The sequence below is a fragment of the Enterobacter cloacae complex sp. 382A5 genome (genome assembly GCF_050031095.1).
Taxonomy (GTDB): Bacteria; Pseudomonadota; Gammaproteobacteria; order Enterobacterales; family Enterobacteriaceae; genus Enterobacter; species Enterobacter cloacae.
The window spans coordinates 3,679,380-3,691,689 of record NZ_JBLGVK010000001.1 but is presented as its reverse complement, the minus strand read 5'-3'; the positions used below and the strand labels follow the sequence as shown (position 1 = coordinate 3,691,689).

Below are 12,310 nucleotides of genomic sequence, written 5' to 3'. Positions count from 1 at the left end.
CCCAACGGGGAGAGGGGACTTTTAACGCTCTAACCTCAACTGCTGCAAATTCCCGTCCAGCTGTAAATCCGTCTGTAACGTCGCCACATCCCGGCAGATAAAGGCCATTTCTTTATGGGCCTCCAGCTTCTTACGCCATTTTTCCGGAACTTCGTCGAGCCGGGCGTAGATCCCTTCCAGGTTCTGAAAATCCGTCAGCAACTGTGCGGCGCTTTTTGGCCCAATACCGGCAACGCCCGGCACTTTAGAGCTGCTGATCCCCGCCAGCCCCCAGTAGTCAGGAAGTTGCTCAGGCGAGACGCCAAATTCACTGGCAATAAACGGGGCGTCGAGCCAGCGTTTCTGGAAGTAATCACGAATGCGGATAGTGGGTGAGAGCAGCTGGCAGTAGCCTTTATCCGTCGACACAATGGTTGCCTGATGCCCGGCGCTGGCCACTTTGACCGCAAGCGTCGCCGCGAGATCGTCCGCTTCATTGCCCTGTGCGCCCCAGCAGGGCACGCCGCGCTTTTCGAATGCCGAGCGAATCATCGGCATTTCTGAATGCAAATCGTCCGGCATGGGGGCCCGTCCGGCTTTATAGTCTGGCAAACGCTGATGTCGCCAGCCGGAATTACGCGCCTCGTCATCAAATACGGCCACGACATGCGTCGGTTCGCTGTGGCGAATAAGTTGCTCCAGCGCGTGCAAACAGGTGTCCTTACAGGGCGTGCCTTGCACTGCATGGATCCGGCGAATCAGGTTGAGCGCGTCGACGATAAGCAAATGAACAGCCACAGATAATCTCCCTTCTATCTCATGAAGGAAGGGTAACACTGTCAGCGGTATGAAACTATGCGCGGCGGGGAAAACAGGAAGAAGCCTCGCAAAACGAGGCTTCCTGAGAAGCTTAATCGCAGGTCACGATCTTCATTGCCAGACCACCGCGAGAGGTTTCACGGTATTTGGCGTTCATATCTTTACCGGTTTCGTACATGGTTTCGATAACCTTATCGAGGCAGACGCGTGGCTCGCTGGTGCGGCGCAGCGCCATTCGTGCGGCGTTCACTGCCTTCACGGAGGCGATCGCGTTACGTTCGATACACGGCACCTGAACCTGTCCGGCAACCGGGTCACAGGTCAGCCCCAGGTTATGCTCCATGCCGATTTCGGCGGCGATGCAAACCTGCGCCGGGCTTGCGCCTAACAGCTCTGCCAGACCCGCAGCGGCCATGGAACAGGCCACGCCCACTTCACCCTGACAGCCCACTTCCGCGCCGGAAATGGAGGCGTTCATCTTATACAGAGAACCAATCGCACTGGCGACCAGCAGGTAGCGCGCCAGCGAGTTGGCATTCACTTCACGGATAAACTTGTCGTAGTACGCCAGCACGGCCGGAACGATACCGCAGGCGCCGTTGGTTGGCGCCGTGACCACGCGCCCCCCTGCGGCGTTCTCTTCGTTCACCGCCAGGGCGAACATGTTGATCCAGTCTACGACGGCCATTGGGTCGGTGGTCGTTTTGTCGGTGCTCACCAGCATACGGCGCAGCGCGGCCGCACGACGCGGTACGCGAAGCTTACCGGGCAGAACGCCTTCGGTGGTGATCCCTCGTTCAATCCCGCCGCGCATCACCTCCCAGACGTTAGCAAAGTGCTGTTCCAGCTCCGCTTTGCTGTGCAGGGCCAGCTCGTTTTTCATCATCAGACCGGAGAGGGAAAGCCCCGTCTCCTGACAGTGACGCTGGAGATCGGCCGCAGTTTTGTACGGATACGGCACGTCAACAGATGAGGTGCTGGTTTGACCAAAGTGGTCTTCGTCGACGATAAACCCGCCGCCGATAGAGTAATAGGTCTGGCTGTAAACCGCAGTGTCGCCGGCCAGCGCGGTAATGCGCATGCCGTTTTCGTGCAGCGACAGGTTGTCCGCATGGAAATTCATGCAATGGTCAACCGGGAATTCCACTTCGTGTTCGCCGTTTGCCAGCAGCAGGCGACCGTGGGTGTTTACGTCCTGGATGAAGCCAGGGATCGCATCAATATCAACGGTATCCGGCAGGTTTCCCGCCAGGCCCATGATAATGGCGATATCGGTATGGTGGCCTTTTCCGGTCAGGGAAAGCGAGCCGTACACATCGACAACCACGCGGGTGATGTCGTGCAAGATGCCGCGTGCAATCAAGTCATCCGTGAACTGCTTACCGGCTTTCATTGGTCCGACAGTGTGAGAGCTGGAAGGACCAATACCGATTTTGAAGATATCGAATACGCTAATCATGATGCGTCCATTGCTTTCAGTCAGAGAGGAAGGAGTGCGCCGTCCGGGGACGGCGCGGGTGATAATCAGAACATGGTGTACAGGGAGTAGAAGATCGCAGAGATAGCGATAAGCCCCATGATAACCACAAAGATGTTGCTCACATGACCGCTGTACTTACGCATAGCAGGGACTTTCTGAATTGCGTACATCGGCATCAGGAACAGAATCATCGCGATAACCGGACCGCCCAGGGTTTCAATCATGCCCAGGATGCTTGGGTTCAGCGTAGCAACGGCCCAGGTGGTAAGCAGCATGAACAGTGCAGTGATTTTGTTCAGCTTGCTGATTTCAATGCTCTTGCCTTTACCGCGCAGAGATTTGATCACCATACCGTTAAAACCTTCACGTGCGCCCAGGTAGTGGCCGAGGAAGGATTTGGTGATGGCGATAATGGCGATGATCGGTGCCATCCACGCAATAATCGGTGCGTTAAAGTGGTTCGCCAGGTAAGACAGAATGGAGATGTTCTGCTCTTTCGCTGCTGCCAGGTCCGCCGGGGAGAGGCTCAGTACGCAGCTGAAGACGAAGAACATTACGGTCAGCACCATCATGATGTGTGCACGTGCCAGGATGCTGGAGCACTTCTTCTCTGCGCCTGCGCCGTACTCTTCACGCTTCGCCACGGCGAAGGAAGAGATGATCGGGGAGTGGTTGAAGGAGAAGACCATTACCGGAATCGCCAGCCACAGGGTCATCATCAGGCCGTTACCGGTTGCAGATGCGCTGCTCAGGGAGAGGGTTTCCAGCGCCGCACCGTTCCACTGTGGGATCAGGTAGCAGGCCAGCACCATCAGTGCGGCAACAAACGGGAACACCAGAACGCTCATCGCTTTAACGATCATCTGCTCGCCGAAGCGCACAATGGTCATCATACCGACGATCAGGATCAGGGACAGAATGGCACGCGGTGGCGGCGTCATCTGCAGCTGGTGCGTCATGAAGCTTTCAACGGTGTTGGTGATCGCCACGCTGTAAACCAGCAGAATCGGGTAAATGGCGAAGAAGTAGAGCAGGGTAATCAGTTTCCCTGCACCAACGCCGAAATGCTCTTCAACCACTTCAGTGATGTCTTCGCCCGGGTTTTTACCGGACAGCACGAAGCGGGTCAGACCGCGGTGTGCGAAGAAGGTCATCGGGAACGCGATGATGGCCATAATGATCAGCGGGATCAGACCGCCGACGCCTGCGTTGATAGGAAGGAACAGTACACCAGCGCCGATTGCTGTGCCGTAAAGGCCAAGCATCCACATGGTATCCGTTTTGCGCCAACCACTTCGGGATTCAATCGAAGCAACGGTGCTGGTTTGAGTGGTTTCCATCTGTATCTCCTGGAGGAAGCAAATTGTCAGGTTTGTAGTCAAATCCGATGAAAAAATGCCTGACGGTAATATGAAATTCGTTCAGTGACGGTTTTTTAATAATTTTCACCCGTAACTATTGGCGGGCGGAAAGATACATTCTACTTATGAATGTATCAGTGATCGCGATCCCAAATGCAATAATCCACTCATGATGTGGGTATATTTAGACCATTTCTCTGTTAAAAAAACATCAAAGAGAATTTACGGGCGCGAAGGCTACCATTAACAACATATGTCCGGAAAGAGCGGCCCCGAAGATAGGTGTCTTGCGCTGTAAAGATGGTGGGTTTTAGGATTTTCTGATGAGTAATTTGCTTTAAAGCTGATAATTTATGGTTTTAAAATCCAGGTAATCGTTTGCGTTGGCGTGCACTTTATAAATTCTATAAGCGATAACTATGAATTGATGCGAAAAAAAGGCCGGGTAACGACAGAACGCGCTCCGGCCCTCAGAAGAACGATTAACGCCTTATGTGCAGATTTCGTAGCAAGGAATATAAGCCGAGCCCGGCAGCTTCATACGGTGTTGGGCGACAAAGCCCTGCAGCATGTCGTCCATGCGGCGCATCATCTCCGGGTCACCGTGGATCTTATACGGGCCAAACTGCTCAATGGCGCGGATCCCCACCTCTTTCACGTTACCCGCCACAATGCCCGAGAAGGCGCGTCGCAGGTCGGCGGCCAGCACTTCTACCGGCTGGTCAGGATAGAGTTTTAGGTTCGCCATATTCTCATGCGAAGGTTCGAACGGGATCTGCAGATCCGGCGCAATACGGATTGACCAGTTAAAGCTGTAGGCATCACCGGTATCACGACGGTTCTCTTTCACCAGCGGCATCGCTTTTTTCATCTGACGCGCCACTTCTGCCGCATCGTCAATGATAATGCGATAGTGACGACGCGCGGCTTCACCCAGCGTATGCACGATAAACTCGTCCAGCACGCGGAAGTAGTCGGCACTCTCTTTCGGCCCGGTCAGGATCAGCGGCAGAACCTGATCTTTGTTGGCCGGGTTCATCATGATCCCCAGCAGATAGAGCAGCTCCTCTGCCGTACCCACGCCGCCCGGGAAGATGATGATGCCGTGAGCGATACGGACAAACGCTTCCAGGCGCTTTTCGATATCCGGCATGATAATCAGCTCGTTGACCAGCGGGTTAGGTGGCTCAGCGGCGATGATCGACGGCTCGGTCATGCCGATAAAGCGCCCCTCTTTATAACGCTGCTGGGCATGACCCACGGCGGCACCTTTCATTGGCGCTTCCATCGCGCCTGGGCCACAGCCGGTGCAGATATTCAGCTCACGCAGACCGAGCTGGGTACCCACCCGACGGGCGTACAGGTATTCGGTTTCGTTAATGGAGTGACCGCCCCAGCAGACGACCATATTCGGTGCTTCGCCAACGTGCAGGGCACGGGCGTTACGCAGAATAGAAAACACCAGGTTGGTGATATGAACCGAGCTTTCCAGGTTAAGATGCTGGAAGCGGCCCGCGTTGTGGATCTGCCCGTTAACAAACAGGATGTCACGCAGCACGGCAAACAGGTTGGCCTGCAGGGAACGAATAATCCGCCCGTCGACGAAGGCCTCTTCCGGCGGGTTGATCACTTCAAGTTTTACGCCGCGCTCGCGGCGCAGCACGTTGATATCAAAGCTTTCGAAGCGGGATAACAGTTCTTTACTGTTGTCTGTCAGGCTTCCGGAGTTCAGTACGGCAAGTGAACAGTTACGAAACAGTTGATAAAGATCGCTGCTGGCCGTGCGTTTAAGCATGTCCACTTCCAGCTGCGACAACATATCCATTGAGCCAAGCGGGCTAATATGTGTAATCAAGTGAGCTCCTTATGGGACGATTATCGTCATTCCCTGCTGATTACAATAGCCCTGCCGCGTGACGTTTCACAACCTAATGCGCTGCATTACCCGCGCATATTGTGAAAATATTTATATTACTGACGCACCAGTCGGCCCGTTGCAGGCACAAAATCGGTATTGGTGCGCCACGGGTTAATATCCAGCCCGCCACGACGGGTGTAGCGCGCGTACACGCTCAGCGTTTCTGGCTGGCAGAAGCGCTGAATATCGCTGAAGATGCGCTCCACGCACTGCTCGTGGAATTCGTTGTGATGGCGGAACGACACCAGATAGCGCAGCAGCTTTTCCCGGTCAATTTTGGGGCCGCGATACTGGATTTGCACAGAACCCCAGTCCGGCTGGTGGGTGATCAGGCAGTTGGACTTCAGCAGATGGCTGACCAGCGTCTCTTCCACGATCTTCCCGCTTGCCGCATTTTCCAGGTACCCGGCGCTGAACTCGTAGTTATCCACCTCGATATCCTGATCGTCAATGCAGGTGCCGTTAAAATGGGCGACAGGTTGCCCTTCCAGTTCATTCAGGCGATACAGCGCAACGGTCACGTTGCCCTGGGCGCAGGCGCGTAAATCACGCTCCAGCGTGTGCTGAACCTCTTCCAGGCTGGTGAATTTGGTCTGATTAAAACTGTTGAGATACAGCTTGAAGCTTTTGGATTCCACCAGGTTAAGGCTGGCATGATCCAGCTCAACCTGGCCTACCGCCACCTGCGGCAGACCGCGAGCATTCAGCCAGGAGAGCTCATACAGCGTCCAGATATCACCGCCGACAAACGGCAGCGCGTCTGCACGCAGCCCTAAAGGATCGCGGTTAAGGCTGCGCGGAACGCCCTGCAGCAGGCTGGCATCGTAGGTGTCGTGGTAATCGGTCGATTTACCCAGCGTTAAGCCACTTAACGCCTGATGATTTTCGTAAGACATGTTTCATAGTCACTTTACAGGTACACTTAGGGCTGAGTTTATCCTGTCTTACCAGAAGAGAGAAATCGGTGGATATCGAAACTGCAAATGCCCTCAAGACCTTCACGACCCGTTACTGCGACGCATGGCATGACACCCGGGGCACCTGGCCGCAAAGTGCTGATCTCTATGGTGTGCCTTCGCCCTGCATTATCTCTTCGGTGGACGACTACGTTATCTGGCAGCCGCAGCCCTGGTCTGTCGAGGAGAATGTAAATGCGGTTGAACGGGCAATGGACATTGTGGTACAACCAGCGGTTCACGCGTTCTACACCACGCAGTTTGCAGGGGATATGCCTGCCCGCTTTGGTGAGGTAACGCTGACGCTGTTGCAGACCTGGAGCGAAGACGATCTGCAGCGTGTTCAGGAAAACCTGATTGGTCATCTGGTCACGCAAAAACGCCTTAAGCTTTCTCCGACACTCTTTATTGCCACGCTGGACAGTGAACTGGATGTTATTTCCGTCTGCAACCTGTCTGGTGAAGTGATCAAAGAGACAATCGGCACCCGCAATCGCGAGACCCTCGCCCCCTCACTTGCGGATTTCCTTACCCGACTTGAGCCGCTTCTGTAATCCATCATGCTACAGCGCGTGTGAGAGATCTCTTACACGGTTTGTGAGAGATCGCCGCAACGATCAGTATTACCTTACGTAATTAAGAAAAATATTATGATAATTATCAAAGGATTAATAAAATTCTGATGCAGCAAACCCGCTTTTCGGAGGCTGACAACGCTTACAGGGTGGGTTGTAAGACGAAGCGGAATAGCGGATTCTATCTCTGTCGACAGGACGCCGACACGAGAAACGAACATCAGGATGATGGCGCTTCTCACACAGGACACGTCAGGATGGCGCTGCAGGAAGGCTTCAGGATGAAGCAAAGGATAACGCAGGACGCGTAAGGGACACCTCCAGGAAGGAGAACGAGAGCCGCTCAGGATGATCGGTGGGTCAGGATGGCCAGGACGTTTCAGGATGAAACAGACACATCAGGACGATGTGTGCAGGATGCAAACAGTTTACGGATGAACAGGCCTTCGGGCTTCAGGAAAAGTTGTCACGGAAGAGCAGGGAGCATAAATTGTAGCTGGAATGCTGCGAAACGAACCGGGAGCACTGTTTTTACAGTGCTCCCTTTTTTTATTTCTGCTGCCTGCAATGCTATGCTGCGCGCCGTTCATTTTTTCAGTTGAGGTTACTATGACGCAACACGATAGCGTTCGTGCCCGGTTGCACGCCATCGAAGCTCTTTTGCGCCAACATCAGCTGTGGCAGGAGACCGCGCCGCAGCCAGAGGCGTTCGCAAGCACCCAGCCTTTCTGCCTGGATACGCTGGCACCGTTTGAGTGGCTCCAGTGGGTGTTAATTCCCCGTATGCATGCGCTGCTGGAGGGGGGACATCCGCTGCCTCAGGCGTTTGCGGTCTCGCCTTACTATGAAATGGCGCTGGAGGCCAGCCACCCGGCGCGTGCTGTCATGCTGGCTGAGCTGGAAAAGCTGGATGCGCTGTTTGCCGGTGATGACGCATGACGCTTGAGATCCTCTATCAGGATGAGTGGCTGGTGGCAGTGAACAAACCGTCGGGATGGCTGGTGCACCGCAGTTGGCTGGATCGTGACGAGAAGGTGGTTGTGATGCAGACCGTGCGCGACCAGATTGGTCAGCATGTGTTTACCGCCCATCGCCTGGACAGACCCACCTCCGGTGTACTGCTGATGGGACTGTCCAGCGAAGCGGGTCGTCTGCTGGCGCAGCAGTTTGAGCAGCATCAGATCCAGAAACGCTACCACGCGATCGTGCGTGGCTGGCTGACAGAAGCCGCGACGCTTGACTATCCTCTGGTGGAAGAGCTGGACAAAATCGCCGATAAATTTGCCCGTGATGACAAAGGTCCGCAACCTGCGGTAACCGAGTATCGCGGTATGGCGACGACTGAAATGCCGGTGGCAACCAGCAAATTTCCCACCACTCGCTACAGCCTGGTTGAGCTTTTGCCCAAAACCGGGCGTAAACACCAGCTCCGCCGACACCTGAAGCATTTGCGACATCCGATTATCGGTGACAGCAAGCATGGCGATCTGCGCCAGAACCGCAGTGCGGCTGAACATTTTGGTTGCGATCGTCTGATGCTGCACGCAAGCGAACTGAGCCTGACGCATCCGTTTACCGGCAAACCTCTGACGATCCATGCGGGGCTGGATGATGTCTGGATGCAGGCGCTGTCACAGTTTGGCTGGCTGGGGCAACTCCCCAAAAATGAAAGGGTTGAGTTTGTACCGGGCAACGTTCAGGATGAACGGCAAGCGCAATAATTTAGGGAACATATCATGGCTGAAGTAGGCATTTTTGTCGGCACAATGTACGGCAACTCGCTGCTGGTTGCGGAAGAGGCGGAAGCGATACTCACAAGCCAGGGTCATAAAGCCAAGGTTTATGAAGATCCGGAGCTGGCAGACTGGGAAAAGTATAAAGATAAATACATTCTGGTGGTCACCTCCACCACCGGGCAGGGCGATCTGCCGGACAGCATCGTGCCGCTTTTCCAGGGCATTAAAGATATTGGCTACCAGCCGGACGTTCACTACGGCATCATCGCCCTGGGCGACAGCTCTTACGCCAATTTCTGCGGCGGCGGCAAGCAGTTCGACGCACTCCTGCAGGAACAGAGCGCCCAGCGCGTGGGCGACATGCTGCTGATTGACGCCGGAGAACACCCGGAACCCGAAAGCGAATCAAACCCGTGGGTTGAGAACTGGGCCACACTGCTTAAATAACATCCTGCCCGGCGGCGCTTCGCTTGCGCGGGCCTGCGGGTTTTCCTGGCCGGGTCAGGCGTTGCCGCCACCCGGCGATAACTTCCGCACCAAACGCCAATTCCGTGAACCATCTTCCATTCTTTTAGGCTTTTGCCACAAACAACCTTTCTCATGCCCCTTAATGTTGTGTTTTTGCACGGTGAGAGAACGTGTCACTCCTTCATATACTTTCCCGGTCACAATAAAACGGCTTCAGGCCGTACCAAAACGACAAACACAAATCTCATTCTGATTACCCTACCGGTGCTGTACAGAGTGAACCAGGCGAAAGCTATGTTTCAGGAGTGCAACAATGAGTACATTAAGCCACGCGGCGAGCAGTGCGGAGAAGCGCACTAACGCTCGCTACTGGATAGTGGTGATGCTGTTTATCGTCACGTCCTTTAACTATGGTGACCGCGCCACGCTGTCGATTGCCGGCTCTGAAATGGCAAAAGACATTGGGCTTGATCCGGTTGGCATGGGGTATGTTTTCTCCGCATTTTCATGGGCCTATGTTATTGGACAGATCCCGGGTGGCTGGCTGCTCGATCGTTTTGGATCCAAGCGCGTCTACTTCTGGTCCATCTTTATCTGGTCGATGTTTACCCTGTTGCAGGGCTTCGTCGATATCTTCAGCGGCTTCGGTATTATCGTCGCGCTCTTTACTCTCCGCTTCCTGGTGGGGTTAGCAGAAGCGCCATCCTTCCCGGGTAATAGCCGCATCGTGGCCGCCTGGTTCCCGGCGCAGGAGAGGGGAACGGCGGTGGCGATTTTTAACTCTGCACAGTATTTCGCGACGGTGATCTTTGCGCCAATCATGGGCTGGCTGACGCATGAAGTGGGCTGGTCACACGTCTTCTTCTTCATGGGCGGATTGGGGATCGTCATCAGCTTTATCTGGCTGAAAGTGATCCACGAGCCGAACCAACATCCGGGCGTAAACAAGAAAGAGCTGGAGTACATTGCGGAAGGCGGGGCGCTGATCAACATGGATCAGAAAAGCCAAAAAGCAAAAGTTCCGTTGAGCCAGAAATGGGCGCAGATCAAGCAGCTTGTCGGTTCGCGCATGATGATCGGCATCTACCTGGGGCAGTACTGCATTAACGCCTTAACCTACTTCTTTATCACCTGGTTCCCGGTCTATCTGGTGCAGGCACGCGGTATGTCGATTCTGAAAGCAGGCTTTGTCGCCTCCGTACCGGCTATCTGCGGCTTTGTGGGGGGCGTACTGGGTGGGGTGATTTCCGACTGGCTGATGCGTCGTACCGGTTCGCTGAACATCGCCCGTAAAACGCCAATTGTGCTCGGCATGTTGCTTTCAATGACCATGGTGTTCTGTAACTACGTCAGCGCGGAGTGGATGATCATCGGCTTTATGGCGATGGCCTTCTTCGGGAAAGGGATTGGTGCGCTGGGCTGGGCAGTGATGGCGGATACCGCGCCAAAAGAGATCAGCGGCCTGAGCGGCGGTCTGTTTAACATGTTCGGCAACATCTCCGGGATTGTCACCCCGATTGCCATTGGCTACATCGTCGGGACCACGGGCTCATTCAACGGTGCGCTGATTTATGTGGGTGTGCACGCCCTGGTGGCGGTCCTGAGCTATCTGGTGCTGGTGGGTGATATCAAACGCATTGAACTCAAACCTGTAGCGGAGCGTGGCTGATGACAACACAATCGAGCCCGGTTATTACCGACATGAAGGTCATCCCGGTGGCCGGCCAGGACAGCATGCTGCTTAACATTGGCGGCGCGCATAACGCCTGGTTTACCCGCAATATCGTGGTGCTGACCGACAGCGCAGGGAACACCGGCGTTGGGGAAGCGCCGGGCGGTGAGGTAATTTTCCAGACGCTGTCAGACGCCATTCCGCAGGTGGTCGGCCAGGAGGTCGCCCGTCTGAATAAAGTGGTCCAGCGTGTTCACAAAGGCAACCAGTCGGCGGACTTTGACACCTTCGGCAAAGGCGCCTGGACGTTTGAGCTGCGCGTCAATGCTGTCGCCGCGCTGGAGGCCGCCCTGCTCGATTTGCTCGGTAAGGCGCTGAACGTTCCGGTCTGTGAACTGCTGGGGCCGGGCAAGCAGCGTGACGCGGTGACGGTACTCGGCTATCTGTTTTATGTTGGCGATCGGCAAAAAACCGATCTGCCTTATCTGGCGCACTCGCCGGGCCACCATGAGTGGTATCACCTGCGTCACCAGGAGGCGCTCTCCAGTGACGCGGTGGTTCGGCTGGCCGAGGCGGCACAGGACCGCTACGGTTTTAAAGACTTCAAACTCAAAGGCGGGGTATTACCCGGCGAGCAGGAGATTGAAACCGCGCGTGCGCTCAAGAAACGTTTTCCGGATGCCCGCATTACCGTTGACCCTAACGGAGCCTGGCTGCTGGATGAGGCTATCGCCCTGTGCAAAGGTCTGGGGGATGTCCTGACCTACGCGGAAGATCCGGTTGGAGCTGAACAAGGCTTCTCGGGTCGCGAGGTGATGGCGGAATTCCGACGTGCCACCGGGCTACCGGTCGCTACGAACATGATCGCCACCAACTGGCGTGAAATGGGCCATGCGGTCATGCTGAATGCGGTCGATATTCCGCTGGCAGACCCGCACTTCTGGACGCTTTCAGGCGCCGTGCGTGTGGCGCAGCTGTGTGATGACTGGGGGCTCACCTGGGGTTGTCACTCCAATAACCATTTCGATATTTCGCTGGCGATGTTTACCCACGTTGGCGCGGCGGCACCGGGTCACCCAACCGCTATCGACACACACTGGATTTGGCAGGAGGGTGAGGCCCGCCTGACGAAAAATCCGCTGGAAATTAAAAACGGCACCATCGCCGTACCGGATGCGCCGGGATTGGGCGTGGAGCTTGACTGGGATCAGGTCCACAAGGCGCATGAAGCGTATAAAAAACTGCCGGGCGGCGCGCGTAATGACGCCGGGCCGATGCAGTACCTGATCCCTGGCTGGACATTTGACCGTAAGCGCCCAGTTTTTGGACGTCACTGATAAAAGGAT

The 12,310-nt window shown here is 55.3% G+C and carries 11 protein-coding genes; 6 read left to right on the top strand and 5 right to left on the bottom strand.

Features of this window, described 5'->3' with window-relative positions:
- Positions 1-21: 21 nt before the first annotated feature.
- From xni to queF, 5 genes are all read right to left on the bottom strand, one after another.
- On the bottom strand, positions 22-777 hold the full coding sequence (xni, locus tag ACQG2G_RS17355) for a flap endonuclease Xni (RefSeq protein WP_044157526.1): 756 nt from the start codon (positions 775-777) through the stop codon (positions 22-24).
- A gap of 112 nt (positions 778-889) precedes the next feature.
- A complete protein-coding gene (locus tag ACQG2G_RS17350; protein WP_020689323.1) occupies positions 890-2,257 on the bottom strand; it encodes an L-serine ammonia-lyase in 1,368 nt (455 codons plus the stop codon).
- 65 nt (positions 2,258-2,322) lie between these two features.
- Positions 2,323-3,618 (bottom strand): HAAAP family serine/threonine permease, encoded by a 1,296-nt coding sequence (locus ACQG2G_RS17345; protein WP_013098531.1) that lies wholly within the window; start codon positions 3,616-3,618, stop codon positions 2,323-2,325.
- A 511-nt stretch (positions 3,619-4,129) separates the two neighbouring features.
- Positions 4,130-5,494 (bottom strand): nucleotide 5'-monophosphate nucleosidase PpnN, encoded by a 1,365-nt coding sequence (ppnN, locus tag ACQG2G_RS17340; protein WP_348595936.1) that lies wholly within the window; start codon positions 5,492-5,494, stop codon positions 4,130-4,132.
- 116 nt (positions 5,495-5,610) lie between these two features.
- The gene (gene queF / locus ACQG2G_RS17335; RefSeq protein ID WP_061771906.1) at positions 5,611-6,453 is read right to left on the bottom strand and encodes an NADPH-dependent 7-cyano-7-deazaguanine reductase QueF; all 843 of its coding nucleotides are present in this window, start codon (positions 6,451-6,453) and stop codon (positions 5,611-5,613) included.
- 68 nt (positions 6,454-6,521) lie between these two features.
- On the opposite strand from queF, the gene syd reads away from it, so the two are divergent.
- The 6 genes from syd to ACQG2G_RS17305 all read left to right on the top strand — a co-directional run bounded on the left by syd (position 6,522) and on the right by ACQG2G_RS17305 (position 12,301).
- Positions 6,522-7,067, top strand: a complete 546-nt coding sequence (gene syd / locus ACQG2G_RS17330; RefSeq protein WP_013098528.1) for a SecY-interacting protein — start codon at positions 6,522-6,524, stop codon at positions 7,065-7,067.
- Between the two features lie 630 nt (positions 7,068-7,697).
- Complete coding sequence (locus tag ACQG2G_RS17325) at positions 7,698-8,027, top strand: YqcC family protein (protein ID WP_061773053.1); 330 nt, start codon at positions 7,698-7,700, stop codon at positions 8,025-8,027.
- Complete coding sequence (truC, locus tag ACQG2G_RS17320) at positions 8,024-8,809, top strand: tRNA pseudouridine(65) synthase TruC (protein WP_013098526.1); 786 nt, start codon at positions 8,024-8,026, stop codon at positions 8,807-8,809. Before ACQG2G_RS17325 ends, truC begins: the two co-directional genes overlap by 4 nt.
- Before the next feature lie 15 nt (positions 8,810-8,824).
- Positions 8,825-9,271, top strand: coding sequence for a flavodoxin (locus ACQG2G_RS17315; protein ID WP_020689316.1), 447 nt, complete (start codon positions 8,825-8,827; stop codon positions 9,269-9,271).
- Positions 9,272-9,605: 334 nt separating this feature from the next.
- Positions 9,606-10,961: a galactarate/glucarate/glycerate transporter GudP gene (gene gudP / locus ACQG2G_RS17310; RefSeq protein ID WP_013098524.1), complete on the top strand. Its 1,356-nt coding sequence runs from the start codon at positions 9,606-9,608 to the stop codon at positions 10,959-10,961.
- Positions 10,961-12,301: an enolase C-terminal domain-like protein gene (locus ACQG2G_RS17305; RefSeq protein WP_020689314.1), complete on the top strand. Its 1,341-nt coding sequence runs from the start codon at positions 10,961-10,963 to the stop codon at positions 12,299-12,301. Before gudP ends, ACQG2G_RS17305 begins: the two co-directional genes overlap by 1 nt.
- Positions 12,302-12,310 lie beyond the last annotated feature (9 nt).